The sequence below is a fragment of the Pantoea sp. sgz302252 genome (assembly GCF_047713085.1).
GTDB lineage: Bacteria > Pseudomonadota > Gammaproteobacteria > Enterobacterales > Enterobacteriaceae > Scandinavium.
Genome location: NZ_JBLFJW010000021.1, coordinates 1 through 25,699 on the forward strand (window position 1 = coordinate 1; position 25,699 = coordinate 25,699).

23 protein-coding genes are annotated in these 25,699 nt (G+C 52.8%); 8 read left to right on the forward strand and 15 right to left on the reverse strand.

All coding sequences use genetic code 11. From position 1 onward, the window contains the following. From ACLW56_RS15965 to ACLW56_RS15990, 6 genes are all read left to right on the forward strand, one after another. On the forward strand, positions 1-968 hold a 968-nt coding region (locus ACLW56_RS15965; RefSeq protein ID WP_330984733.1), incomplete at its 5' end, for a peptidoglycan-binding protein. A gap of 13 nt (positions 969-981) precedes the next feature. Continuing rightward, positions 982-1,515: a hypothetical protein gene (locus ACLW56_RS15970; protein ID WP_330984734.1), complete on the forward strand. Its 534-nt coding sequence runs from the start codon at positions 982-984 to the stop codon at positions 1,513-1,515. Continuing rightward, entirely contained in the window at positions 1,502-1,921 is a 420-nt protein-coding gene (locus tag ACLW56_RS15975; RefSeq protein WP_330984735.1) for a hypothetical protein, read from the forward strand. Before ACLW56_RS15970 ends, ACLW56_RS15975 begins: the two co-directional genes overlap by 14 nt. A gap of 14 nt (positions 1,922-1,935) precedes the next feature. Next, positions 1,936-2,469 carry a hypothetical protein gene (locus ACLW56_RS15980; RefSeq protein ID WP_330984736.1) on the forward strand — a complete coding sequence of 178 codons (534 nt, stop codon included), beginning with the start codon at positions 1,936-1,938 and terminating at the stop codon, positions 2,467-2,469. After that, positions 2,456-2,875, forward strand: a complete 420-nt coding sequence (locus tag ACLW56_RS15985; protein WP_330984737.1) for a hypothetical protein — start codon at positions 2,456-2,458, stop codon at positions 2,873-2,875. The genes ACLW56_RS15980 and ACLW56_RS15985 overlap by 14 nt, the downstream gene beginning before the upstream one ends. 13 nt (positions 2,876-2,888) lie before the next feature. Then, positions 2,889-3,422, forward strand: coding sequence for a hypothetical protein (locus ACLW56_RS15990; protein ID WP_330984738.1), 534 nt, complete (start codon positions 2,889-2,891; stop codon positions 3,420-3,422). 107 nt (positions 3,423-3,529) lie between these two features. Here the strand turns inward: ACLW56_RS15990 and ACLW56_RS15995 are convergent, their stop codons facing one another. The 13 genes from ACLW56_RS15995 to dppA form a co-directional block, all read right to left on the reverse strand. Beyond that, positions 3,530-4,519 carry a glycosyl hydrolase family 8 gene (locus ACLW56_RS15995; protein WP_330984739.1) on the reverse strand — a complete coding sequence of 330 codons (990 nt, stop codon included), beginning with the start codon at positions 4,517-4,519 and terminating at the stop codon, positions 3,530-3,532. A gap of 11 nt (positions 4,520-4,530) precedes the next feature. Next, on the reverse strand, positions 4,531-5,004 hold the full coding sequence (gene bcsD, locus ACLW56_RS16000) for a cellulose biosynthesis protein BcsD (RefSeq protein ID WP_330984740.1): 474 nt from the start codon (positions 5,002-5,004) through the stop codon (positions 4,531-4,533). 1 nt (position 5,005) lies between these two features. Beyond that, a complete protein-coding gene (locus tag ACLW56_RS16005; protein ID WP_330984741.1) occupies positions 5,006-9,061 on the reverse strand; it encodes a cellulose biosynthesis protein BcsC in 4,056 nt (1,351 codons plus the stop codon). Continuing rightward, on the reverse strand, positions 9,058-11,550 hold the full coding sequence (bcsB, locus tag ACLW56_RS16010; RefSeq protein ID WP_330984742.1) for a cellulose biosynthesis cyclic di-GMP-binding regulatory protein BcsB: 2,493 nt from the start codon (positions 11,548-11,550) through the stop codon (positions 9,058-9,060). The genes ACLW56_RS16005 and bcsB overlap by 4 nt, the downstream gene beginning before the upstream one ends. Beyond that, positions 11,547-13,652: a UDP-forming cellulose synthase catalytic subunit gene (gene bcsA, locus ACLW56_RS16015; RefSeq protein ID WP_330984743.1), complete on the reverse strand. Its 2,106-nt coding sequence runs from the start codon at positions 13,650-13,652 to the stop codon at positions 11,547-11,549. The genes bcsB and bcsA overlap by 4 nt, the downstream gene beginning before the upstream one ends. A 17-nt stretch (positions 13,653-13,669) precedes the next feature. After that, on the reverse strand, positions 13,670-14,476 hold the full coding sequence (bcsQ, locus tag ACLW56_RS16020; protein ID WP_330984744.1) for a cellulose biosynthesis protein BcsQ: 807 nt from the start codon (positions 14,474-14,476) through the stop codon (positions 13,670-13,672). After that, positions 14,467-15,042 carry a cellulose biosynthesis protein BcsO gene (gene bcsO, locus ACLW56_RS16025; protein ID WP_330984745.1) on the reverse strand — a complete coding sequence of 192 codons (576 nt, stop codon included), beginning with the start codon at positions 15,040-15,042 and terminating at the stop codon, positions 14,467-14,469. Before bcsO ends, bcsQ begins: the two co-directional genes overlap by 10 nt. A 405-nt stretch (positions 15,043-15,447) precedes the next feature. Next, a complete protein-coding gene (locus ACLW56_RS16030) occupies positions 15,448-15,606 on the reverse strand; it encodes a hypothetical protein (protein WP_330984808.1) in 159 nt (52 codons plus the stop codon). 88 nt (positions 15,607-15,694) lie between these two features. Then, positions 15,695-16,708, reverse strand: coding sequence for a dipeptide ABC transporter ATP-binding subunit DppF (dppF, locus tag ACLW56_RS16035; protein WP_330984746.1), 1,014 nt, complete (start codon positions 16,706-16,708; stop codon positions 15,695-15,697). Further along, positions 16,705-17,688 carry a dipeptide ABC transporter ATP-binding protein gene (gene dppD, locus ACLW56_RS16040; protein ID WP_330984747.1) on the reverse strand — a complete coding sequence of 328 codons (984 nt, stop codon included), beginning with the start codon at positions 17,686-17,688 and terminating at the stop codon, positions 16,705-16,707. Before dppD ends, dppF begins: the two co-directional genes overlap by 4 nt. A gap of 10 nt (positions 17,689-17,698) precedes the next feature. Beyond that, on the reverse strand, positions 17,699-18,598 hold the full coding sequence (gene dppC / locus ACLW56_RS16045) for a dipeptide ABC transporter permease DppC (protein ID WP_330984748.1): 900 nt from the start codon (positions 18,596-18,598) through the stop codon (positions 17,699-17,701). 9 nt (positions 18,599-18,607) lie between these two features. Continuing rightward, entirely contained in the window at positions 18,608-19,627 is a 1,020-nt protein-coding gene (gene dppB / locus ACLW56_RS16050) for a dipeptide ABC transporter permease DppB (RefSeq protein ID WP_330984749.1), read from the reverse strand. Between the two features lie 159 nt (positions 19,628-19,786). Then, entirely contained in the window at positions 19,787-21,394 is a 1,608-nt protein-coding gene (gene dppA, locus ACLW56_RS16055) for a dipeptide ABC transporter periplasmic-binding protein DppA (RefSeq protein ID WP_330984750.1), read from the reverse strand. Between the two features lie 769 nt (positions 21,395-22,163). Here dppA and ACLW56_RS16060 point away from each other — a divergent pair. Beyond that, positions 22,164-22,511: a hypothetical protein gene (locus ACLW56_RS16060; protein ID WP_330984751.1), complete on the forward strand. Its 348-nt coding sequence runs from the start codon at positions 22,164-22,166 to the stop codon at positions 22,509-22,511. A 14-nt stretch (positions 22,512-22,525) separates the two neighbouring features. On the opposite strand, the gene ACLW56_RS16065 is transcribed toward ACLW56_RS16060, so the two are convergent. Together ACLW56_RS16065 and ACLW56_RS16070 are read right to left on the reverse strand one after the other, a co-directional pair. Further along, a complete protein-coding gene (locus ACLW56_RS16065; RefSeq protein ID WP_330984752.1) occupies positions 22,526-23,008 on the reverse strand; it encodes a lysozyme inhibitor LprI family protein in 483 nt (160 codons plus the stop codon). 360 nt (positions 23,009-23,368) lie between these two features. After that, positions 23,369-23,779, reverse strand: a complete 411-nt coding sequence (locus tag ACLW56_RS16070) for a RidA family protein (RefSeq protein ID WP_330984753.1) — start codon at positions 23,777-23,779, stop codon at positions 23,369-23,371. 579 nt (positions 23,780-24,358) lie between these two features. On the opposite strand from ACLW56_RS16070, the gene ACLW56_RS16075 reads away from it, so the two are divergent. Next, on the forward strand, positions 24,359-25,690 hold the full coding sequence (locus ACLW56_RS16075; RefSeq protein ID WP_330984754.1) for a hypothetical protein: 1,332 nt from the start codon (positions 24,359-24,361) through the stop codon (positions 25,688-25,690). The last annotated feature ends 9 nt before the right edge of the window (positions 25,691-25,699 follow it).

The window sequence follows — 25,699 nt, forward strand, 5'->3', positions numbered from 1 at the left end:
TAAACAATGTCAGCGTGGGTCGCGATTCGCAGGGCGGGCCACGGATCCACATAGATCACATCTGCCCCAACAATTATGATCTGATGTTAAATAAAAACATTATTTACTGGGATCAAATTATTGCGGCCTCTGAGCGAAGTGGCATCATCCCGCAATGTATTGCGGCAGTCATTAACGCAGAAGCTGCAAAAGAACGTGATGGCGTATGGAAACCCACGTCTGTCTGCATTAATTCGGCAATATCCACAGAGGGGATCACGGTTTACAAAAGCTCCGCGGCCGGTATGACACAATTCCTGAACGGAACATGGATGTCGGAAACCTTCCGCGAAGGCACCTATCTGTATGAGCAGGCATCCTCTCAGGGGTTAATCGCAGATGTACCTCTGTTCGATAAAAAAGGTCAGCCGGTTAACAATAAACAGGGAGAGATAATCACCACCAGGAAATTCCAGATTGCGCCAGACATCTGGGAAAGCCTGCAGGGACTCAGGAAAAAACACTTCATTACCGGGGTGACACCTTATCCCCACCGGGCAACAACCAGCCTGCAGCAATGGCTGAACCTCAGGTTTGAGCCAGAGTACGCGATTATGGCGGCCGTGGATTACGGCGTGGCTAATTTAACCTCGTTAAAAAACCTGGGTTATAACATTGACAGCCTCAACGATGCAGAAAAATCCAGGCTGATTTATCTGACACACCACCTGGGGTTAAAAAATGCTGACTTATTTATACAAAATGCCATCGAAGAAGATGAAGCGAGGATGTTGCTTATTGCTCAGGTGGGGAAAAAATCAGCAGAAAGAAGATGCCAATGGGAAGGGAGCTATGTTGTGGCTCACAGGGAGTGGTTAATATCTTATATAAACGACAATATCAATCTTAGAAATTATTATTGTCTAGAACTGACTACCCCTCCTAAACAAGAAGATGTCGACATTGAACCTATTATTGTAAAACTATAAAACCGGATGAACCATGAAAAAACATCTAACAATCGCACTACTTATTTTTTTCTTTTCTTCAGCGGATGCTGAAGAATGCAGCCATAATTCACTAAGATGTATGAGCACGATATTAGGCCCTCTGAGGCAAACAACAAAATCAGAGGCTAAGGATGGTTTTTCTCATTTCACACTTGACAAAAAAGAAATATATAAAGCAAAAACTGATTACATGGTTATTAATGATTACGATACTACTTTAAGAAATGAAAAATATTTGATGACAAAAGCAGTTATCTCTTACACATCACACATTCCCTGCAATCAATTCAATCCAATTTTCTATTGCAATATTAGCATTATAATTGACTTAACGAATAGCAAACCAATAGTATCAAATACCTTTACTTCAGAGACTGGAGACTCACATATAGATTGGGTTTCATGGGGAAAATCTAATTCCATCATTGTATTTAAAGATGAATCAAAATTTAAATATGCAGACGGGCATGTAGAAAAAGTCACAAAAGAGAAAGATGCCGCAGATGAGAACGATGCAAAAAAATGACGGTGGTGGCCTGAGAGTGTCGATCCTCAATTCGGCGACTGTAGATTACGGCGTGGCTAATTTAACCTCGTTAAAAAACCTGGGTTATAACATTGACAGCCTCAACGATGCCGAGAAGTCCAGGCTGATTTATCTGACACACCACCTGGGGTTAAAAAATGCTGACTTATTTATACAAAATGCCATCGAAGAAGATGAAGCGAGGATGTTGCTTATTGCTCAGGTGGGGAAAAAATCAGCAGAAAGAAGATGCCAACGGGAAGGGAGCTATGTAGTGGCACACAGGGAGTGGTTAATATATTACATAGACAACCACATTAATCTTTATGATTATTATTGTCTAGAAGCAACTCATCCTCCTAAACAAAAAGATATTGATCTCGAACTTATTATAACCAAACTATAACATTGGATTTTTTCATGAAAATAAATGTATTAATCAGCTTGGCTTTGTTTTTTCTTACTTCAGCAGAGGCAGCTGAATGCAGCCATAATTCAATAAGGTGTATGAACACTATCTTGGGCACTTTGAAACAAACGACAGGAGTGGAGTCAAAAGATGGTTACTCGCACTTAACCCTTAACGGAAAGGAAATATACAAAGCCAACACATCCTATATTGTAATAGGCAATGATGATGGTGTTTTTAATAAAAAAAAGTATCTTATCACGAAATCCATCCTTTCTTACACATCGGAAGAAAAATGCATTCCTGATACAACGGGAGGACACTGTGCTATGAACCTTGTCCTCGATCTCACCAGTGGTAAACCTGTTATTTCTAATCCTTTTTTTTCCGGATGGAGTGACTCAACCATCACCTGGGTGTCCTGGGGAAAAGCTAACGCCATCATCGTGATTGATAACAACTTGCGATTTAAATATGCAAACGGGCACGTAGAAAAAGTCACAAAAGAGAAAGATGTCGCAGGTGAAAACGATGCAAAAAAATGACAGTGGTGGCCTGAGAATGTCGATCCTCAATTCGGCAACCGTATATTACGGCGTGGCTAATTTAACTTCGTTAAAAAACCGGGGTTATAACATTGACAGCCTCAACGATGCAGAAAAATCCAGGCTGATTTATCTGACACACCACCTGGGGTTAAAAAATGCTGACTTATTTATACAAAATGCCATCGAAGAAGATGAAGCGAGGATGTTGCTTATTGCTCAGGTAGGGAAGACATCAGCAGAAAGAAGATGCCAACGGGAAGGGAGCTATGTTGAGGCGCACAGGGAGTGGCTAATATATTACATAGACAACCACATTAATCTTTATAATTATTATTGTTTAGAGTTAACTAAGCCTCCTATGCAAGAAGACGCTTATTTAAAACTCACCATAGCTAAATTATAACTTAGGATTTATCATGAAAAAAAACATATTATTGGTATTTTTTTTACTGTTGGCATTTACAGTGAAAGCATCTGAGTGCAAAAAGTCTTCAGAAGAGTGTATGAACACCATTCTTGGCCCTTTGGATAAAATAACTGAATCCGAAGCCAAAGACGGGTATTCACACTTACTTCTCAACGGCAAAGAAATATACAAAGCTAACGATGACTATATTGTAATAGGCAACGATGACGGTGTTTTTAAAAATAAAAAGTATCTTATAACAAAAGCGATAATTTCTTATACATCGAATGACAGATGTGTGCCTGATACAACAGGTGCACGCTGTGCTATGAATGTTGTTCTCGATCTCACCAGTGGTAAACCTGTTATTTCCAATCCTTTTTTTTCCGGATGGGGTGACTCAACCATCACCTGGGTGTCCTGGGGAAAAGCTAACGCCATCATCGTGATTGATAACAACTTGCGATTTAAATATGCAAACGGGCACGTAGAAAAAGTCACAAAAGAGAAAGATGCCGCAGGCGAGAACGATGCGAAAAAATGATAGCTCTGACAGAAGGAGGTCGGGTCTCTCTTGCCCGGTGAAAAAACTGGCTACCTTTAATGGCATCAGAGACCCCTCGATCCTTCATCCTGGGCAAAACGCAACAATCAGCGAGTGATATCCCGTTCAGCCATCCAGGTCAGCATTTTCAGGCTGGCGGAGTAGTAATCATCCTGCGCGGTAATTTGCGGTTCGCCGGGGTTATTGCCCATCGTGAAATCACGCACAGCCAGCAGGCCACCGTTCATCGGATAAGGCGAGGTTTCATTGCTGAGCACGTTCACCCAGGCTGGCGTTTTTTCACGCTGATAGCGTCCCCACCAGGCTTTCCACGGTGTCAGCAGCGGGCTTTGCGGGTCTTGCCAGCGGATGTAGAGCGGAATGCGGATAGCGTCGTAGCTCATCCGGGGTTTCCACTGGTCGGCGGGTTTCATTTTACCGTCCGCGCTCAGGCTGATCCAGTCTGTCGGCAGGTTGGCATTGCCCCAGCCCATTTTGCCAAGCAGCTTCTGCCCGTCTCGCTGCAGCTCACGCCATGCCAGCAGATGCGTTCTGTCGGCAAACGCTTTCCAGGCCGGGAAGATAAAATAGGAAGGGTTAAGATTGATGTAGCTGTTGAGATTAAAGCCGTTTGCTCCGGGCAACATGACCTTATAGCCCGCGTAGGTAATCACGGTGTGTTTGAGCAGCGAGCGGGTTATCTCATCGGAGGCGATACCGTAGCTGTTTTCCCGCCACTGCTTTTGCGCTTTCAGCAGCGCCCAGGCAATCATCATATCGCCGTCGGTGGCATCGTTTTTATCGGTGATGGGGTCTGCCGCAACCGGGTTGTAGCGCCAGTAAAACAGGCCGTTATCCTTGTTTTTCAGCGTGGCACTCGTCCACTGCCAGAGCTTATCAAACGTCGGGCGGTCGTTAAGATTGACCGCCATCAACATGGCAAACCCCTGGCCTTCCGTGTGCGAAACATTGCCATTGCCGGTGTCCACCACCCGCCCGTCAGGCATCACAAAGCGGGCTTTGTAACTCTCCCACGCATCCGCCCGGGCAAAACCCGACACTAACACGGTCATCGCTATCAGCAGTCGCACCAGCATAGCAGTCACTCTTATGGATTGAAGTAGCGGAACTGCACATCGGCCACGGACCAAATCCGTTCCCGCTGTAGCAGCACATGGTCGCCGCCGCCCTGCGCCTGCAGCCAGCGTGCGTAAAGCCCTTCCAGTATCGTACAAAATGCGTTGCACCAGCGCATCTGTTGTTCCTCATCACGGCTGACGGGCAACGCCTGATGGCGGATAAGAATGCCGTTTTCGCCGGTGTGCAGGGTGATAACGCCCCACTTGAACAACGTCAGGAAGTGGTTGATGTTGCTCTCCAGTTGCCCCAGCGTTTCCGATTCGGGCAGCGGCCAACGCTCCGCAAGCTGCTGGCCCATCTGACGCAGAAACGGCTGACTTTCCACTTCGCCCGCATTACGAACCATCCCATCGACCATGATGGTCAGGAGATCAAACCAGCCTGCAGGTGTCTGTTGCTGTTGAAACCACGCCAACGCGGTGGAGGCGGTGTTGTCCGTCATTTTAATAATCTCCCAACATGTAACGGAAGTAGAGCGCGGCGGTGCTTTCGTTATAACTGCCAAAGGTGTCGTAACCCACCTGACCGCCAATGGTCATCTGATGATTGACCTTATAATCTGCACCCGCGCGCACGGTGTAACCCATGCCGTTTTCGGTGGTGCCCTTGTAGTACGCCTCTTTCGCGAACCCGTTAGCCACAGCGTTTTCTAACGACTGCTGCCAGCCGGACTGCGTTGGGAAGTACGGGCTTTCATCCTGGCTGTAGGACTGATAGCCGAGCGCCCCACCCACTTTCAGCGTCCAGTTGTTGTATTTCTGCGTCAAATCCACCGGCAGCGACACGCTGACATAGTTCTGCGGACTGAAGTAGCCGCCCTGCCCGAAGGTGAACTGGCTTAAGTTCTTCGAGAAGTCCATGTAGCTCATGCTGAGCCCGGTTTGCAGCGTCTGGTATTCGTCGTGATACGGACGCAGATAGACCCCGGCGTTGGCATTGAAGCTGGTGTTGCTTTCCACGTTGTCGCCGAGATAGCTGTAGCCACCCGCACCCACATAGAACCCGGCATCACCATCGTCATAGCTCAGTTGAACATCACCGCCGTTTTTCGTCACCTGGCCCCAGGTTTTGCCGGAATACTGATCTTTCAGCCCAACATACGAGAGCAAGCTGTCGGTCAGCGAACGGCGCTCGCCGGTAAAGATAAGCGACAGATAGTTGGTCAGCTTCGGTGACCATTTCACGCCGCCGACCAGCGTATTGAGATCCTGCCCGAGCGGCGTACTGCCGATATCAATCTTGTAATCATCGCCACTTAGCGCCATCCCCAGCTCAACGCCATTGGCCTTTTGCGAATCGGTCGAGACATCGCCCGGCTGATTCACGTTCGGCTTCTGGTTGGAGGCCGCAAGATAAGACGCCACATTGCCGCCGTCATACGCCCCGAGTTTCGCCAGATTTTCCATTCCACTTGCGGTGGTAGCATTGAAATCTGCCGGGTCGAGCGTGCCCAATCCGGCCAGCGCGGCAGCGCCAGGATTCGCAGCGAAATAGGTCGCGCGCTCTGCGGCCGTCATATTCGCAATGGCTTTCTGCTCGTTCGTTGCCGTGGTGGTGATGTTCGATACCGCGTTTGAGAGCGGATTCGAACCGTAGCGACGCCAGGCATCGCCGGTTGCCGCCCCTGCGCTAAGCGTTATTGGTGTGACAGTGAAATCAAAGCGTGCATCGCCAAACGGCGAAGAAGACCACGTCAGCGGCGCTTTCATTTCGGTGAGTTTACTGGTGCCCGATTCCCCATCGCGGCTGCGAACCTGCATGCCCGCTTGCAGCCAGGTGCCGGTTTTCTCTTCGAGCTGCTGCATCATGGTATCAACCTGGCGCAGCGTGCGGGTTTGAGCGGTATCCACTGGCAAATCAGTACGCTGAGTGCCCGGATACGCCGTGCCCGGATCGGCAGCCACCTGCCCGACCTGCCACGGCAGCGTGGTGCCATAGGCTGAAGCCGTGCGCGGCGGCACCTGTGTTTTCGAGGTGCCGATGAACGGGTTATCTGCCATCAGCAAACCGCCCACCGTTGGCGTCTGAGCGTTGTTGGAGGACTCCAGCCCCACCAGCTTGCCGCGCGCACTGCGCAGGTAAGTCATGGCCTGTTGATGGTGGCCCTGCGCTTCTTCCACACGAGCCAACAGCAGTAAGCGATCCGGCGAGTTGTCATTGCGCAGCCCTTTCGCCAAATCCGCGGCGCGATCGTCATTGCCTTGTGCCAGCGCTACGTCGATTGCGCCGGCGCGAGCATCCTGGGTTGGCGTATCGCGCGTCATCAGGTAATCGTAAACGACACCCGCTTCTTTGTTCATCTTGCCCGTCTGATACAGGCGCGCCATGGCAAACATCAGGTCGGTGTTTTGCGGATCGTTTTGCAGCGCGCCAATCAGTTTGTCGTAAGCCCCGGCATAGTTACCTTGCTCGCGCAGCCTATCGGCATCGTTGATCACGTAACCATTACGAATGCTTGCCAGCTGAGTCGGCGTGCTGCTGGCCTGTAGGGTCGGATTTGACAGCAGCGTCTGCGCTTCACGCGTCAACCCGGCCTGATTCAGCACGGTCACCTGGTCGGCGTAATCGCCCACGTTGCCCTGCACGCCCTGGCTGATGTTGTTCCGCACCAGCGAAACAGCCGTATTCATATCACCGCTATCCGCCAGCATCCGTGCCAGTTTGCCGACATCCGCCGGATCTTTCGGCGGCGTCGCAGCCAGCGCTTTCAGGGTGTTTGCGGCGGCGACGGTATTGCCTTGCGCCAGATAACTTTGTGCCGTCGCCATTTGCAGGTTGTAGTTCACGCGCTGGCGCAAATCTCGCATTTGTGAAGTTTGCGCGGAACCTGGAATACGTGACAACAGTGACTGCGATTGCTGCCACGCCCCCTGCTCGCTGGCAAACAGCGCGGCAGCATATAAAGAGTTATTGCTGGCCCCCGGACGATAGGCGGCCGCCATTACCGAAGCGGCTTCGCCACTGTTGCCTGATTTATGCAGCAAACGTGCGAGGTCCAGACGCATCCACGGATCGTCCGGATAACGCGCCACGCCCTGTTGCAGCGTGGTAATTGCCTGCTGCGTATTGCCGTTGATCGCCAGCTGTTGTGCCTGACGGCGAATGCCATCCCCCGGCACGCCAGTCACCACTTTTGGCGACAGCTTAGCCTGCAAACTGGCTGGCAACGTGCGCAGCATCGCCTGGGCTTCTTCCGTTTTGTTCTGATCGCGCAGCACGTAATACAGGTTTTCACGCGCGGAGGCGTTTTGCGGCTGATCGTTAAGCAACGAGCGCAGCGTCTGTTCCGCCTGCGGATAATCTTTGTTGTGACGCAGCACATCGGCGCGGAATAGCTTCGCGGCAGTACCCCGCGTGCCGCTTTGTTCTGCTAACGGAGCCGACAGCGCCAGCGCCTGGCTGACGTTGCCTTGCTTATAAGCCGCCTGTGCCTGTGCCAGTTGCCCGTAGAATTGCGCATCCAGCGCCTGTTCTTTGCGTGATGCGGAAGCATCGCCACCCAGCGCGGCTGCACGGTTCAGATATTGCGCCGACGCCTGATAATCGCCATTACGCTGAGCGATATAGCCCATTCCCGCCAGCGCATCGGCATCTTCCGGGTTGGTCTGTAGAACCTGCTCGAACTGCTGTTTCGCGCCCGCGGTGTTACCGCTGTTGAGATCGGTATACCCCTGGCCTTTTGCCAGCCCGCCCACGTGTTCACGGTAATACGCCTGTACCGCCGAATCCTGCGGGTGGCGCTGCATCCAGGTGTTGTAATACTGATCGTCGCCCGATTGCGGCCCCAGCCACAACAGCGCCTGACGTAACCCGGCATCCGCTTCTTTGTTGCCGCTCGCCATCGGCTCCAGCATCTCGATACCTTCGCGGCGTGAGTCTTCACGCCAGGTCAGCACTTTGCCGAGCGCCACACGGCTGGCGTTATCCTGCGGATGCTGCGCCACGTAGCCACGTAGCTCGCTTAATGCCTGAGGATAGAGCGACTTGTCGCTCGCCATGGTCATGTAGTATTCCGCCGCCAGCGCCTGAGGCGGCTGGTCGCCGTTAAACATGCTGCGCCAGGTGGTCAGCGCCGCGGGAATATTGCCGCTACGCGCCTGCTGACGGGCAAGATTCAGCTGGCCTTGCGGCACTTTCGCCATTTTGCGGGCGTTATCCAGTTCCTGTAAGCCGTTGTCATTCGGCGAGGCTTTCGCCAGACGTTCACGCCACTGCGCGGACGCCTGCATGTTGCCGCTCTGCTGGTTCCACAACGCCATCAGGTACAGTGCCTGAGTGTTGTTGGGGTCGACCATTAGCACTTTCTTCAGCGAGTCCATCGCCAGGTCGTCATGGGATTTTTCATGCCAGTACTGCGCCTGATCGAACAGCGCTTTCATCGCCGCATCGTTGCCCGCCGCCAGGGCGCTGTCCATCGCCCCGAACGCCAATGCGCCGGAAAGGCACAGCGTGGAAAGCCTGCGCAACTTAGGTGTTTTCATTGGGGTGGCTCTTTTCATTTATCTTCCCCCGGATTCAGGCGCTTACGAGCATGACGGCGGAACATGGCGGTGAGCGCCACGCCCATTATCGTGGTGGCAATCAGCCCCAGAATCGCCAGCAGTCCGGAGTGCTGGTTGGCATACCAGATAGCCATCATGTACCACGGCATTTGCCCGCTTGGGAATTGAGTGCTGACGCGGAAACTGCGCACCCCGTTTTCATTGGTGATGATAGAGGTGTCACCGCGGATCCCGGCGTTGATGCGCGGTGAATTCAGGTCGTCGTACAAGTGCGACAGCTGATCGTCGTTGCTGCCGATGGCGGTCACCACCAGACGATCACTGTTCCACGGCGAGCGATAGCTGATAAAGCCACGCCACGAACTGTTGGAGGAGAAGTAACGGTCTGCGTCAACCCCATCTGCTGTCCAGTCGCCAACCATCCAGCGCTGCAGTTTTTGCCACGTGGTGGCACCGCGCACGCCAAGGGTGTTGTCGGTGACGGTATAAGGCGAGTTCTCTAGCAAGCTCTGGTTGAAGGCTTTCTGATCGAGACCGCTGACCGCCAGCACATCACGGTTACGCAGATACTCCAGATTCGCCCCGCCTGCCGGAATGCCCATCACTACTTTGTTGTTACCGAGTGCCGTTCCGGTGGCATTACCGGAACGCGCAGTCATGTTCAGCAACGTGGTAATCTGCATTTCAGACGGTTTTTCCGGCAGCAGTAACACGGTCTGCGAGTAATCCGCGAGGCGCGTGAACGGGAACGAAGCCCCGACGAAATACGACAGGTTCGGCAGCAGCGCGAAGTGGCGGGTGTGGCTCAAATCAATCCACGAGTCGTCAGTTATCCGGCTCTTGATGTTGTTGTTGAGCAACACGCTGCACGGGGCGCTGTCTTTCGGCACCACGTTGAAATAGAGCGACATCTGGTTGTCACCGTAAATCAGGTACGGCTCCAGCGGAATGGTGAACTGTTCCTGGCGGGCATCGCCGCCGAGCTTGTGCCACAGCGACTCCAGCAGCCCTTGTTTGTTCATCGGCAGGTTGCGCAGGAAGGTGTTGTTGAGCGTCACGCTCAGCAAGGATTTCTGCTCATCAATCCAGCTTTCAGACGGGAAACGGTAGCCAATCTGCAGCGGTATCGTTTCGCCATCCCACAAGTACAAATCTGGCGCTGCACGGAACGCCACGCGCAGCGGCTCATGCCATACCCCGCTAACGGTCGTGCTCTGATCTTTGCGGATCAGATCGCTGATTTTCACCCGACGATCGGTTGCGATCCAACGCGGCGCATCGTAAGGACGGCTCACGGGGATCGCCTGCGGATCGATATCGCTGCTGGCTGTTTGCAGGGCAAAATTGCCCTTCGTCAGCCGCCAGGCCGCCGCACGCAGCGCGGTTTCATCGTTGCCGACAATCAGCAGCAGTTTATAAACCGGGTTCGCCGGGTTCGGAATGATTTTCAGCAGCGGCTTGCTGGTTTGCGGCAACGTCAGCCCACCCACCTGCTCGCCAGGATGCCCAATCACAATGCCGTGTTTATCCGGCAGACGGTCATGCAGCGCATCGAAGGAGATCCCACGGTAATCCGCCTGAATCCCCAGCCAGGAAGAAACAATCGCCGCTGCGCCCACTTCATCAGGCGTCACGCGTGCCGGGAAGCTTACGGAAACGCTGGCTGGCGTCATCTGCATGCTGTCGAAGAACGGGCGTGGGAAGTGGCTCAAATCCGAGCCGATATCCAGTTGCTGGCCTTCCCAGTTAAAGCGTGAAGTCGGCATGATCACCACACGGTATTTATCCGTCAGGTCACGCAGACACTGCTGAGCATCGCCGTCGTTAATTTTGAAACTCAGGTTGTTGCTCGACACCATCAACGCCGCCGGAACGTCGAGCTGATAGTGGGAAATGTCATTCTCCGCCGCACCCAATGGCACAGTGCCTAACGGCTGGCCATTGAGCATTAATTGCAGCGTGGCGTTACGGGTCGCCATTTCTGGCGAAACTTTCACATCGAGATTCAGTTGTGCGGTGGTGACCACCTGGTCACCCGGCAGCGTAAAATCAGCGCCGCCCTGGAGCTGCCCGCCGCTAAGGATCACCCCTTCCGGCATCCCCATCTGCGACAGGTTCAGGCTGCTGACCATTGAGGGAACCAGGCCACCGAGCGTTGGCGTGGTGTCATCCTGAACGGGTGGCATAGACGGAGGCGGAACGACCGCATCAGGCGCGCTGCTTGCCTCCGGTGCCGGAGTGGTTTCAGGCGCGGTTGTCGTGGTATCTGGTGCTGGCGTTGAATCTGGTGCAGCATCACCTTCAGCCGCCGCCGCATCAGGCTCAGTCGCACGGGTTGCAGGCGCACTCTGGCTGTCAGGTGCAGCATCCCCGCTTTCGGCAATCGGAGACGGGAAGCTCATCGGCGCGGATGGCGTGTCGTCGCTGTGGACAGAAGGCGCCAGCAGCGTGCCCATCAGCAACGCCAGCGTCGTCATTCGTTTCATACTCGGCCTTCCCCTTTTGCCATCGCCGCACGCGCGCGACGATTCTCCTTACGCGATTTCCAGGACAGCCAGAACAGGTCAAAGACGCAGCGTAAAATGGTCACGAACGAGCGGAACGGGTTGTCCTGCGGACGCGGCGGGTTGATCCAGGCATCGGCACGAGACAACACCACACGTACCAGCTCACGGCGGCGCGAGAGCGGCATGTTTTCTTCAAACATCAGGCGAATATAGCGCTCGTCCGAGGCAATCATTTTTGCCGGAATCGAAATCGCGCCGGAGCCGAGGATCAGTTCCACTTCTTCAATCTCATCCTTCAGATGACGCTCATCCTGTACCACCACGCGGCAGCCGCCCATCGACAGGTCAGCGGTGGTGCTGCGGGAGACAATGCCGCTGGCATAGTGGATCAACACCGGAATATCGACATCGATACGGATAGTTTTACGGGTTTGTTTGGTTTCACGCGCCACCGCGATGGCCGCCAGCAGGAAGATAAGGCTGTAAGCGCCCCAGCCCACGTTCAGGGCGATAACGCTCGGGTCTGAGCCGAAGTAGTCATGACCGATGGCCCTGACAATACCGGCAATCACCGCGGCCCCCAGCAAGAACGCCACCACCAGATGCGGGCGCACCACCGTGAAGTCGAAATAACCCACATCCAGCAACTGGCCTTTGTCGGTCACGTTGAACTTGCCGCGTTTCGGGAAAATCATGGTGATAAGCGTCGGCAACACCAGGTGGAAGGCCAGCACGATGTCGTAGATTTCGCCCCAGAAGCTGTAACGATAACGGCCGTTCATTCGCGATCCGACGTAGATTGCCAGGAACAGATGTGGCAAGGCGTAAGCGACAATCAGGCTCGCGGAAGAGTGAATGATGTTGAGGTTAAACAGCAGATACGCCAGCGGCGCGGTAACGAACACCACACGCGGCAGAGCAAACTGGTAGTACATCATGGCGCTGAGATAACACAGGCGCTGCTGGAAAGTGAGCCCACGCCCAAACAGCGGGTTATCCATACGGAAAATCTGGGTCATGCCGCGCGCCCAGCGGGTTCGCTGGATAACGTGCAGAACCAGACGCTCTGTCGCAAGCCCTGCGGCCAGCGGGATATCGATAAATGCAGATTTCCAGCCAAGACGCTGCATCTTCAGTGCGGTGTGCGCATCTTCGGTGACGGTTTCTACCGCAAAACCGCCAATCTCTTCCAGCGCGCTGCGGCGGATCACCGCACAGGAACCGCAGAAGAACGTCGCGTTCCAGTTGTCGTTGCCCTGTTGAATGGGCCCGTAGAACAGCATCCCTTCGTTAGGAATATTGCGGCCTACGGAAAGGTTACGTTCAAACGGATCTGGCGAGTAGAAGTAGTGTGGCGTTTGCACCAGCGCCAGTTTCGGGTCTTTTAAGAAGCCGCCAACCGTCGCCTGCAGGAAAACTCGCGTTGCTACGTGGTCGCAGTCGAAAACACAAATCAGCTCGCCTTTGGTGAGCTTCATCGCGTGGTTCAGGTTGCCCGCTTTGGCGTGTTTGTTATCCGGACGGGTGATATAGCCCACCCCCACATCGGCGGCAAACACCGCAAATTCACTACGCTTGCCGTCATCCAGCAGGTAGATTTTGATTTTGTCTTTCGGGTAGTCGATACACTGCGCCGCCAGCACGGTATCGCGTACCACTTCCAGCGGTTCGTTATAGCTTGGAATATAGACATCCACCGTTGGCCACAGCGACATATCATCCGGCAGCGGCGTAATATCGCGCTTTAAAGGCCAGACGGTCTGCAAATAGTTCAGCAGCAGCATTATCCAGATATAGACTTCCGCCAGAAATAACCCTGTTCCGAGGATGGCTTCTATTTCTGAATTAAAATGCAGCGTTTGCGTCAGGCGAAAATACATATATCGGGTCGACATCAGCAGCGACGTCACCACCATGATAACGGAGATACTGCGCCGTTTACTGAATCCCATCAGGAAAAGAATGCCAATGCTCAGCAAGCCGAAAATAGACTGTTTCTGGCTGTCCATGGGCGTAGCAATCACAAGTATGGCAATCGGTGCCAGTGCCAACACCAGCAACCAAAAGAGAAACTTTTTCATAGGCGACCCTGAATGTATTAAAGCCCGGCTGACATGCGTGGCATGTTATGAACCGTGCCATCCCCAACGTTGATGCCCAGCTTGGCGGCAACTTTTTTAGCAATGATTTCAATATCAAACGCAGCGGCAGACGCCGGGCTGAATTCAAATATCGATTTCTGTGAGGCGTTAGCTTCAATCACGCTTTCATCGCGATGAATGATGCCGATCAGTTGCTCACCCAGCCGCTCTTCCATAAAGGCGGTCACATCACGGCTGATTTGTCGGCGGCTATCGCTTTGGTTAACAACAAAAAAATGACCATGCTTGTGGTTTAGCGCTTCACCGGTTAGCCGGTTGTTTTCCACATGCGGTAAGAGTGACATCGAGGCCGTGTCGGCCAGCAGCGTCACCAGATGAATATCCGCCAGCGGCGTCATGGCTTTCAGCGCCGCGGACGGGCCAGGAGGGAAATCGGCCACGATAATCAGCCCAGGGTAGTTGAGCAACGTGCCCAGGCCGCGAGCCAGAAAATGTTCATCGTTGGTCAATTTGTCTTCGAATTCAACGCGCTGCTGTTCGGTCACTTCACCATAGGGCAGCACAAACATGTTGCTGCCCGCGCCCAACACATGCTGGTTCCAGTCAAAGGACTCAGACGATTTGCCCACATAGCCGCGTTCATCGGAAAGCGGCACACCAAAATGCAGACGCAGCGCATTCTGCACGTCGAAATCAATCGCCAGCACTTTACTGCCTGCACGCGCTAACGCATAAGTCAGGTTAGCCGCGAGAGTTGTTTTACCTACACCTCCCTTCGGGGAGCAGACGCAAATTAACGGCATGAAGCAATCCTTTCCAGCAATGATTTTAAGGGCTGATCTTTCTCTTCTTTTTCAGCTTTACCCGGAATGTCGGCGGTTTTAGGCGCGAAGAGCCGAGAGTAGTTCACCGCGTCACTCGAAGCGGCGGGTGCAGACGGTCTTGAGACAGGCGCGGGCTGTGGCACAGATGGCGCAGCAATGGCTGGTGCCGGTTGCGGTTGAATAACGGCCTGCGGTGCGCTTTCCGGGACGACCTCAGGTTCAGCCTGAGGCGTCATTTGCGCCGTGACGCTTTGCATAATCGAAGCTGAACGTGTCTCGTGCGGCGCATCGGCGTGTGAAACGGTGCGCGCTGACGGAACGCCATGTGGAACAAAGGCATCGGCAGAAACCGGCTGCGGGACGATTTGCGAGACAGAACCGCCCATCGCCAGCGTGGCTTCTTTTTCAGTGGACGGTGACAGCTGATCAAGGATCGCCCAATCACCGCGCTCGCTGGCAGCGGTTTGCGCAGAAAGATCCTTGAAGTCGAAGGTTTGCGTACGCGTTTTGTCCTTAAAGCGCTGCAAATCATCATAATGGTTCATAGTAACCCCATGATTCACAAATATATTACGACAGTAACTTGCTGTTTTATGCGGAGTCCATCCAATGACAGCATAGTGTATTTTGTTAAAATGCGAACGCTAAGCCCGTTGAGGAATTAATTGCCGTGCGTAACTATTAAGCACGGATTTACTGTTAATTAAGGGCAGGTTTTATTTAGCGCAATATTCACCTGGAAAGTGAACCGCCGCCATCTTTTTTTCTGCTTTCAAATAGCACAGTGTTTTGTACTTTTTATTTACCTTATCAGCAATAGAACATACTGCTTAATCCTCAAACCGTAATAGAGTTTGATGAAAAACGGCAGATATCAGGACTAATACTTTAGCGTTATTTTTCTTTATGGAAACTTTTTTACATTAACTGAAATTTATTGTTACATTTAATTAATTAACGGAAAGCCCTCTTTTGCCGCCAATAAAAAAGCCGGAGCTGAAGGCTCCGGCCAGATTGCTGACAAAGAAGGAAAAAGCGTGGTTTTTCCTTCTTTGTGGTGAGCAGCCGAAAATCAATGAATTGATTTTCCTTATTTTTTGTTCTGCCACCCATGACAAAACGGTATTCGTTAGAGGTTTGTCATCAGTCTCACCGGAGCTAAAGGCTCCGGCTTTGTCGTAAATAACTTAAAGCAAATTAAGCCAGCGGCTTCTCGCCGTTTTCATCCTGATCGACAGCAAAGCAGGCGACCAGTTGCCCACCGTACTCTTTCAACTGTGGCTGCAACTGCGTGCAAGGCCCGAAACGACGACGGCAACGCGCGTTGAACGCACAGCCTGGCGGCGGATTCAGCGGGCTTGGCAGCTCGCCGGTCAGCTTGATACGCTCACGGCGCTCATCTGGATTCAGACGCGGAGTAGCAGAGAGCAGCGCTTGCGTATACGGGTGACGGGGATTGTTGAAGATCTGATCCTTGGTGCCTTTCTCCACACAGCGACCGAGGTACATCACCATCACTTCATCAGCGATGTGCTCTACCACCGACAGGTCGTGTGAAATAAACACGTACGACAGGCCCATATCCTGCTGCAAATCCATCATCAGGTTCAGCACCTGCGCACGCACGGACACGTCCAGCGCGGAGACAGGTTCATCGGCAATCACCACGTCCGGGTCAAGCATCAGGCCACGGGCGATAGCGATACGCTGGCGCTGACCACCAGAGAACATGTGCGGATAGCGGTCGTAATGTTCGGCTTTCAGGCCAACTTTCGCCATCATCGCCAGCACTTTTTCCTTACGCTCTGCTTTGCTCAACGTGGTGTTGATTTGCAGCGGCTCTTCCAGAATCTGGCTGACTTTTTTACGCGGGTTCAGAGAACCGTACGGGTTCTGGAACACGATCTGAATCTTCTGACGACGCAGTTTTTCTGCGCTGACATCAGGCTTAAGCAGGTCTTGCCCTTGATAATAGAGCTCGCCGCCGGTCGGCACTTCAATCATGGTCAGCAGGCGACCGAGCGTGGATTTTCCACAGCCGGATTCCCCTACTACCGCCAGCGTTTTGCCCCGTTCCAGCGTGAAGGAAACGCCGTCCAGTGCTTTCACCAGGCGCTCCGGGGCGAAAATCCCCTTCTTCACCGGGTAGTGTTTTTTCAGGTCGATAGCCTGCAACAGCGGCTGCTGCGAGGTGGCCTCGTGCGTACTCATAGTGTCGGCCTCCCGGCATCATCGAGGGGGAAGTGGCATTTAGACTGACGTCCGTTATCCACCAGATTCAGTTCAGGTTCAACGCTGCGGCATTTGTCCGTCGCGTACGGGCAGCGCGGGTTGAGCAGACAACCGTTCGGACGGTCATATTTACCCGGTACCACACCCGGCAGCGAGGCCAGACGCGCTTTATCTTGCGCAAACTCCGGCAACGCACGAAGCAATGCCTGAGTATAAGGATGGCGCGGAGCACGGAAAATATCCTGCGCCGCGCCCGTTTCAACCACCTGACCTGCATACATCACGATGATTTTATGTGCCGCTTCGGCCACCAGTGCCAGATCGTGAGTGATCAGCACCAGCGCCATGTTCTCTTTCTGCTGAAGCTCCAGCAGCAGCTCGATGATCTGTGCCTGGATGGTCACGTCCAGCGCGGTGGTCGGTTCATCGGCAATCAGCAGCTTCGGACGACAGGCAATCGCCATCGCAATCATCACACGCTGGCTCATCCCACCGGAAAGCTGGTGCGGATAGACATCGAGACGTGATGCCGGATCGGGAATGCCCACCAGGTTCAACAAATCAATCGCACGCTGGCGACGGGTTTTCTTGTTCCCGCCTTGATGCACCTTGATCGCTTCCATTATCTGGAAACCGACGGTGTAGCACGGGTTCAGGCTGGTCATCGGGTCCTGGAAAATCATCGCCACTTCCGCGCCCACCAACTGGCGGCGTTCTTTTTCGGAAATGCGCTGTAAATCGCGACCATTAAATTCCAGCTTTTCAGCCATCACGCGGCCCGGGTAATCAATCAGCCCCATGATAGCCAGCGAACTCACGGATTTACCGGAGCCGGATTCGCCCACGATGCCGACCACTTCACCTTGCTTAACGCTGTAACTGATGCGGTCTACGGCACGGAACGGGGTACCTTCGTCACCGAAGTGCACCGATAATTTATCTACATTTAATAACGCCATCTCGTGCCTCTTACTGCTTCAGTTTCGGATCCAGCGCGTCGCGCAGACCGTCGCCCATCAGGTTAAATGCCAGCACCGTCAGCAGGATAGCGAGACCCGGGAAGGTCACGACCCACCAGGCGCTCTGCGCGAACTGCAACACGTCGGAGAGCATGGTGCCCCACTCCGGTGTTGGCGGCTGCGCACCCATGCCAAGGAAGCCAAGAGCGGCCATATCGAGAATGGCGTTCGAGAAACCGAGCGACGCCTGAACAATCAGCGGCGCAAGGCAGTTTGGGAAAATATTGACGAACATCTGGCGCATCGCACCGGCACCCGCCACCCGCGATGCGGTCACGTAATCGCGGTTCACTTCCACCAGCACCGCCGCACGCGTCAGACGCACGTAGTGAGGAAGGGCGACAAACGTCAGCGCCAGCGCGGCGTTACCTATCGACGGGCCGAAAATCGCCACCAATACCAGCGCCAGCAGCAGGCTTGGCAGCGCCAGCATAATGTCGACGATACGCATGATGATGTTATCGACGATACCGCCGAAGTAGCCCGCCACCAGTCCGAGGACAATCCCCATCACCAGCGACAGCACAACGACCAGACAGCCAACCAGCAACGACAGACGCGCGCCGTACATCAGACGCGAAAGCACATCGCGGCCTACGTCATCGGTACCGAGCAGGTGCGACAGCGTGCCGCCCTCCTGCCAGAACGGCGGGACTAACAGCGAATCACGGAACTGATCCGCCGGGTTATACGGCGCAATCCAGTTGGCGAAGATAGCGATGAACATCACTACCACCACATACACCAGCCCGACCACCGCGCCTTTATTGCGTTTGAAATAGTGCCAGAACTCCTGCAACGGGGTCATGGGCACCGGAGCAGTAACTTTAGTTTCAGTGACTTGTGACATGATGGCCCCTTACTTCTTATGTCGAATACGCGGGTTCACCACGCCGTACAGCAGGTCGACCAGCAGGTTGACGAGAATAATCATCGTCGCCACCAGCAGCACCCCGCCCTGCACCACCGGATAGTCACGGCGTTGCAACGCATCAATCAGCCAGCGTCCAAGACCCGGCCAGGAGAAGATGGTTTCAGTCAGAATAGCGCCCGCCAGCAGCGTGCCGACCTGCAAACCGATAACTGTCACCACCGGCAGCATCGCGTTACGCAGCGCATGGACGATGATCACACGCATACGCGTCAGCCCTTTCGCACGCGCGGTACGAATGTAGTCTTCGCCCAGCACTTCCAGCATCGCCGAACGGGTCATACGCACGATCACCGCTAACGGAATGGTGCCGAGCACCACCGCAGGCAGCACCATGTGCGCCAGCGCGTCGATAAAGTCGCCCGGTTCGCCCCAGATGGCGGTATCAATCAGCATGAAACCGGTTAACGGCAGCGTGTCATCGAGGAACACCGAATCGCTGATACGCCCGGAAACCGGCGCGAGGTTCAGCTGCACGGAGACCAGCATGATCAGCATCATGCCCCACCAGAAGATAGGCATGGAGTAACCGGTCAGCGCCAGGCCAACAGCGGTATGGTCGAAGATGGAGCCCCGTTTGACGGCAGCCAGCACGCCAACGGGAATGCCGACAGCAACGGCAAAAATCATGGCGCAGACACCGAGTTCCAGTGTCGCTTTAAAGCGAGGCACGAACTCGTCCCACACCGGCAGGCGGCTCTTCAGCGAAATACCCAAATCGCCATGAAGCACACCCCAGACATAGTGGAGATACTGCTGCCACAGCGGCTTATCCAGGCCTAAAGCGGCCAGAAGCTCGGCGTGACGCTCAGGGGAGATACCACGCTCACCTGCCATGATCAGCACCGGGTCGCCGGGGATCATATGGACGAAGGCAAAAGTGAGGAGGGTGATACCGATAAAGGTCGGGATGACTAATCCCAAACGTCGGAGGATGAACTGCAACATAACACGTACTCTCTCTAAAGACGCTCAGCCTGGAACTGCTCGTCTGTATTGCTCACAACTGCCGGGTGGCGCTGCCGCTTACCCGGCCTACTTGTGTAGGCCCGCGCAAGCACAGCGCCGCCGGGCATAAGGGCACGTGAGTGCCCCTTACATTTTTAATTATTCGACAGAGACGTTTTCGAAGTGGTGTTTACCCAACGGATCCACCACATAGCCTTTGACTTCTTTACGCACTGGCTCGTACACGGTGGAGTGAGCGATGATCAGCGCCGGAGCCTGGTCATGCATCACTACCTGAGCCTGTTTGTACAGTTCAACACGCTTGTTGTGATCGTCGGTCGCACGCGCCGGCTGAATCAGGTCTTCAAACGGCTTGTAACACCAGCGAGAGTAGTTGGAACCATCTTTCGCCGCTGCACAGCTGAACAGGGTGGCGAAGAAGTTATCCGGGTCCCCATTGTCGCCGGTCCAGCCCATCATTACAGACTGATGCTCACCCGCTTTCGCACGTTTCAGGTACTCGCCCCACTCGTAGGTCACGATGTTGGCTTTCACGCCCACTTTCGCCCAGTCAGCCTGAATCATCTCAGCCATACGGCGAGCGTTCGGGTTGTAAGGACGCTGAACCGGCATTGCCCACAGGTCGATGGTGAAACCGTCTGCGTGGCCCGCTTCTTTCAGCAGCGCTTTGGCTTTCTCAGGATCGTAGGTGTAATCCTTCACATCGTCGTTATAGCCCCACATGGTGGGTGGGATCAGGTTTTTCGCGGCAACGCCTGCGCCCTGATAAACGGCTTTGATGATGGATTCTTTGTTCACCGCATAGGTCAGCGCCTGACGAACTTTCACATCATCCAGCGGCTTCTTCTCGGTGTTGAAGGAGAGGTAACCCACGTTCAGACCCGCCTGAGACAGCAGGTTGATGTTCTTGTCCTGCTTCATGCGAGCGATGTCAGCCGGGTTCGGGTATGGCATGACCTGGCATTCGTTTTTCTGCAGTTTGGCGTAACGCACAGAAGCATCAGGGGTGATAGAGAAGACCAGACGGTCAATCTGTGGCTTGGTGCCCCAGTAGCCCGGGAACGCTTTGTACAGAATACGGGAGTCTTTCTGGTACTGCAGCAGCTGGAACGGACCGGTACCGATTGGGTTCAGGTCAACTTTCTCCGGCGTACCGGCTTTCAGCATGTTGTCAGCATATTCTTTGGAGAGAATAGACGCGAAGTCCATCGCCAGATCCGCAAGGAACGGCGCTTCCGGGCGAGTCAGCACGAACTGAACGGTGTTGTCGTCCACTTTCTTCACAACGCTTATCAGGTCCGGCAGGCCCATACCTTCGAAGTACTCATAGCTGCCGCCAGAGACTTTGTGGTACGGGTTTTTGTCATTCTTCTGCCTGTCGAAGGAGAAGACGATGTCATCTGCGTTCAGGTCGCGAGTCGGTTTGAAATCTTTGTTGTCCTGCCACTTCACGCCCTGACGCAGGTGGAAGGTGTAGGTTTTGCCGTCGGCGCTAACGTCCCATTTCTCTGCCAGGCCAGGAATGATTTCCGTGGTCCCGGTTTTGAATTCAACCAGACGGTTATAAATAGGAACGGAGCTGGCATCGTAGGTGGTACCAGAGGTGAAGAGCTGTGGGTTAAAGCCTTCCGGCGAGCCTTCAGAACAGTAAACCAGGGTTTTGGCCTGCACGCTTGCCGCTACAGTCAGTGCCACCAGGCTAAGACCAAGCTTCAGCATCCCTGACTTTTTCAAGGAAATACTCATTATTCTGCTCCAAATGTGATGTTTGTTGTGTTTTTCCGCCAGGCCTTTATTTGTTTTTTACCCGGTCTGGTCGGTAGTGCCCGAAGGCGTTAAAAGGGTTGGAGATTCCTTTCAGAAGAGCGACTGAGTTGCAGCGCAGATTCTCCCTGAAATGCCCCTCATGCCCTACAATCTGTCAACAAGATGTGCAAACGTCAATACAGGTAACCGGGATTTACATCAGGGGTGAGAATTGACAAACAAAGATTAAAAAAACTTCAGAGGCATGTTTTCAGCAGGGAAATTTATGCTACGCGCTTAACAGCAGCACAATCATCTTCACACCTTGCAATAACCAGTGATTAACAATTGCGCGAATTGGCAAAAAATTCTTGCGAGATGGCGATAATCTGAGCGATTAATAGCGTGAACGCTAAAACGCACAGGCGAAAATGCTGAGCTTATCCATAAGTAACGCAAGATTTGAGCTAATCAAATATAAAAAAATACAATGGAATATGTCACAAAATCGCGGCTGAAGGTGTAAAACGGCGGTTAGCCTGCAAATCTCTGCCTCAGAATCGCTAAGCACACGCACTCACAGCCCGTCACGGGCAGTACCTCCGTTCGTTTTGTCTGAAATTAGCCCGGTTGATGTGGCTTTTATCGAAGCCCTCCATCGCATGGGCCCATACTGGCGTCCTGCCAATACTCAGGGCACGCTTACAGTACGCTGAAATACGCTGCGTTCGAGGATTACAAAGCGGAACTTTGTCGTCGCGCAGCAAATTTGAAAGGAAGGTCTTGTGTTTCCTTCATCGAGACATATGGCCCGATGGTCGGAGAGATTACCCATCAACAGCAGGTCAATCTGTTCAACATCTCATTCAAAACTTATGTTTCAAGCGCGGAAAGGATCTATTCCCGAGTGAGCCCACGTGGCCTGCCATGGGCATTCGTTGAGCAAAAGGTGAAAGATGTTTTTTACGACACCCTTTATCAAGGAAATACCGGTGCTGGAAAAATGGCGGAGATCATCTCTCAGGGGAAAAAGGCTGAGCTTGTGAAATGGCTCAATGCCCTACGCCCTAATAAAGATGCCCGAAGAGATGCGGCCAGAATCGCATGGCTGCAATAACCCTGACTTCGGCGTTATTGGGCTTCCAATTGCCACGCTTCCGTCATGCGCTGAATTTCATCAATTCGACTTTTGAGCAGCGTGATTTGGCACTGAGCAAGTTCAAGCGCATTGCCATGCCCAATCGGGCGGATGGGTGCAACTGCAGCGCAAAAAGCGGTTTCATATTGCTGCCAGGCATTTTGCGAAGCAATAAAATTGCGCTTAATCTCCGTGCGGGTACTTTTAGCGTCAGCGGCCGTCGACTCAGGAATATCGTAATAGTCATTGGTGTCCATCAACACGAGTCGATGTTGGTATTCTGTTTTTAGCAAGCTTTGATAGTGACCAAGTTGACGAGACAGGCAATCGAAGGTCGACATGAATCCATCGGGATCTTCAGGATGTTGCTTTGCTTCATTCTCACATCGTTCAACTTCAGGCCCCTCAGAAACGGAGGATGCGCTGGTAGGATGTACGTATAAGCAAATGAGAAAACTCAGATAAAACCTTTTCATCTTTCCCTCGATCTGACGCTTATCTTTCGTCGATGTATCTTCCCTGAAACATGGACTTCATATTCAAATGAACCCAATGCTGTCGCCAGCTTACTGTTTTTAGGCGCAAAAAAAACCGCTCTTGAGCAAGGTTTTTCAAATTTTGTCGGTGCCAGAGGATGCGCTGGCACGGGCCTACAATAACCGCTCGCCACCCCGGCTCCAGACGAAAAAAACCAGCTTTAAAAGCAGGCTTTTCGAATGTGGTCCGAGAGATTCATCGGATGTCCCAGTGCATCTGCCCGCTTCTTTCTGGCAGAAAGTTCTGGCACCACCATACTGTTGTAGCGCGAAAATAATTTCACTCAACAGTATGAATCACTAAGAGGTTTTGCGGCATGGCGACTGTACGGCAATGGCTTCTATTTCCACCAACGCATCTTTTGGCAGTCTGGCAACTTCAACGCAGGAGCGAGCCGGAAAACCTGCGCCATGCTCAGTAAAAAACGTACTGTAAGCCTCATTGACAACAGCGAACGTATCCAGGTTCTTCACAAACACAGTGGTCTTGATAATGTTGCCTACATTCAGCCCGGCAGCCTCAACAATGGCTTTGACATTTTCCAGTGACTGTCGGGCCTGGGCTGCTACATTCTCCGGCATCAGCCCGGTAGCAGGGTCCACAGGGAGCTGGCCTGACGTTATCACCATCTGTCCTGTGTTGCTGAGTTCCACACCCTGAATATAAGGCCCGATTGCCGCAGGTGCCTTGCTGGTATTAATCACGTTCATCGCTCTGTTCACTTCGTTAATAATAAAAGAAAGATAAAAAAGCTTATCCCCAGGACAGGCGGAAATCCATCACAGAAATAACCCGCAACAACCGTGAGTCATGCCAGAAATAGACAATTTCATTACAAAGAACAGAATAATATTCCGAATGGAGGGGTGCCCTTTATCTGAGCTGTGATCGAAGCAATGAAATCCAGGCACAATGTTAATGAATTGATAATATCCAATATTGCTCTGCGAGTTCACAGGTTTTCATCAAAAACATAATCAGACACATGAAAGCAACAAAACTTATTTCAAGAAAAACAATGCATTACTCACCATCCTGTTTGAGCGTTAGCGTCAATTCCTTTGCCAGTCAGCGATAAGAAGAATAGAAATAAACTATTTACTTCTGAATGGAGAACCATTTTCTACCAATAAGCAATTTCACAGTAAAAAGCAGAAAAAACACCTCCCAAATCCGCTTTATTCTTTGCTCATTCTTATAAGCACCTACATCAACGTGCTGGTTTATCTCTCCGGCAACGCCATTAAAACGACAACATGTTTACCCTACACATTCGGCAGGAGTTTTTTATGACACTGGAAACAACAGACAGCAGCGTTATTACCAATACCTCTCCGCAGGCCCGACGGGCCGGAATGACAGAAAGTGAATGGCGCGAAGCCATTAAGTTCAACAGCACCGACCGGGGATGGGTCATCATGAGTATCGGGATGGCTATCGGAGCGGGGATAGTATTCCTGCCTGTTCAGGTGGGATTAATGGGGCTGTGGGTGTTCCTGTTATCTTCCATTATCGGCTATCCGGCGATGTACTTATTTCAGCGCCTTTTCATTAACACACTGGCGGAGTCTCCGGAATGCAAAGACTATCCCGGCGTTATCAGCGGTTATCTCGGCAAAAACTGGGGCATACTGCTTGGAGCACTGTATTTTGTGATGCTGGTTATCTGGATGTTTGTTTATTCCACAGCAATCACCAACGACAGCGCATCGTATCTGCACACCTTCGGCGTGACAAAAGGTCTGCTCTCTGACAGCCCGTTCTACGGCCTGGCACTGATCTGCGTGCTGGTGGCCATTTCCTCTCGCGGCGAAAAGTTACTGTTTAAAGTTTCCACCGGCATGGTGCTGACCAAATTGCTGGTGGTTGCCGCCCTGGGTGTGTCGATGGTGGGTATGTGGCATCTTTACCATGCAGGCACGCTGCCGCCAACGGGGATGCTGATTAAGAACGCCATCATTACCCTGCCATTTACGCTGACCTCCATTCTGTTTATTCAGACACTCAGCCCAATGGTCATTTCTTACCGCTCCCGTGAAAAGAATATCGAGGTGGCCCGTTTCAAGGCCCTGCGGGCGATGAATATTGCATTCGGCATCCTGTTTGTGACGGTCTTTTTCTATGCCGTGTCGTTCACACTGGCGATGGGCCATGATGAAGCCGTTAAGGCATACCAGCAGAATATTTCTGCACTGGCGATTGCGGCGCAGTTCATCAGTGACGGCGGTTCATGGGTGAAAGTGGTCAGCGTCATTCTGAATATCTTTGCCGTCATGACGGCTTTCTTTGGTGTGTATCTGGGTTTTCGCGAAGCCACACAGGGCATCGTGATGAACCTGCTTCGTCGCAAAATGCCTGCCGATAAAATTAATGAGGTCTGGGTTCAGCGGGGCATCATGCTGTTTGCCATCGTGCTGGCCTGGAGTGCCGTTGCCCTTAATGCACCGGTCTTAAGTTTTACCTCCATCTGTAGTCCGATATTTGGTCTGGTCGGCTGCCTTATTCCGGCCTGGCTGGTACTGAAAGTCCCTGCGTTACACAAATACAAAGGCGTCTCACTGGTGGTGATTATCATCACCGGGTTACTGCTCTGCGTCTCGCCGTTCCTGGCCTTTGCTTAATCAGGATGA

Coding starts and splice junctions, on each gene's coding strand:
- ACLW56_RS15970 (WP_330984734.1), top strand. CDS start 982: ATGAAAAAACATCTAACAATCGCACTACTTATTTTTTTCTTTTCTTCA.
- ACLW56_RS15975 (WP_330984735.1), top strand. CDS start 1,502: ATGCAAAAAAATGACGGTGGTGGCCTGAGAGTGTCGATCCTCAATTCG.
- ACLW56_RS15980 (WP_330984736.1), top strand. CDS start 1,936: ATGAAAATAAATGTATTAATCAGCTTGGCTTTGTTTTTTCTTACTTCA.
- ACLW56_RS15985 (WP_330984737.1), top strand. CDS start 2,456: ATGCAAAAAAATGACAGTGGTGGCCTGAGAATGTCGATCCTCAATTCG.
- ACLW56_RS15990 (WP_330984738.1), top strand. CDS start 2,889: ATGAAAAAAAACATATTATTGGTATTTTTTTTACTGTTGGCATTTACA.
- ACLW56_RS15995 (WP_330984739.1), bottom strand. CDS start 4,519: ATGCTGGTGCGACTGCTGATAGCGATGACCGTGTTAGTGTCGGGTTTT.
- bcsD (WP_330984740.1), bottom strand. CDS start 5,004: ATGACGGACAACACCGCCTCCACCGCGTTGGCGTGGTTTCAACAGCAA.
- ACLW56_RS16005 (WP_330984741.1), bottom strand. CDS start 9,061: ATGAAAAGAGCCACCCCAATGAAAACACCTAAGTTGCGCAGGCTTTCC.
- bcsB (WP_330984742.1), bottom strand. CDS start 11,550: ATGAAACGAATGACGACGCTGGCGTTGCTGATGGGCACGCTGCTGGCG.
- bcsA (WP_330984743.1), bottom strand. CDS start 13,652: ATGAAAAAGTTTCTCTTTTGGTTGCTGGTGTTGGCACTGGCACCGATT.
- bcsQ (WP_330984744.1), bottom strand. CDS start 14,476: ATGCCGTTAATTTGCGTCTGCTCCCCGAAGGGAGGTGTAGGTAAAACA.
- bcsO (WP_330984745.1), bottom strand. CDS start 15,042: ATGAACCATTATGATGATTTGCAGCGCTTTAAGGACAAAACGCGTACG.
- dppF (WP_330984746.1), bottom strand. CDS start 16,708: ATGAGTACGCACGAGGCCACCTCGCAGCAGCCGCTGTTGCAGGCTATC.
- dppD (WP_330984747.1), bottom strand. CDS start 17,688: ATGGCGTTATTAAATGTAGATAAATTATCGGTGCACTTCGGTGACGAA.
- dppC (WP_330984748.1), bottom strand. CDS start 18,598: ATGTCACAAGTCACTGAAACTAAAGTTACTGCTCCGGTGCCCATGACC.
- dppB (WP_330984749.1), bottom strand. CDS start 19,627: ATGTTGCAGTTCATCCTCCGACGTTTGGGATTAGTCATCCCGACCTTT.
- dppA (WP_330984750.1), bottom strand. CDS start 21,394: ATGAGTATTTCCTTGAAAAAGTCAGGGATGCTGAAGCTTGGTCTTAGC.
- ACLW56_RS16065 (WP_330984752.1), bottom strand. CDS start 23,008: ATGAAAAGGTTTTATCTGAGTTTTCTCATTTGCTTATACGTACATCCT.
- ACLW56_RS16070 (WP_330984753.1), bottom strand. CDS start 23,779: ATGAACGTGATTAATACCAGCAAGGCACCTGCGGCAATCGGGCCTTAT.
- ACLW56_RS16075 (WP_330984754.1), top strand. CDS start 24,359: ATGACACTGGAAACAACAGACAGCAGCGTTATTACCAATACCTCTCCG.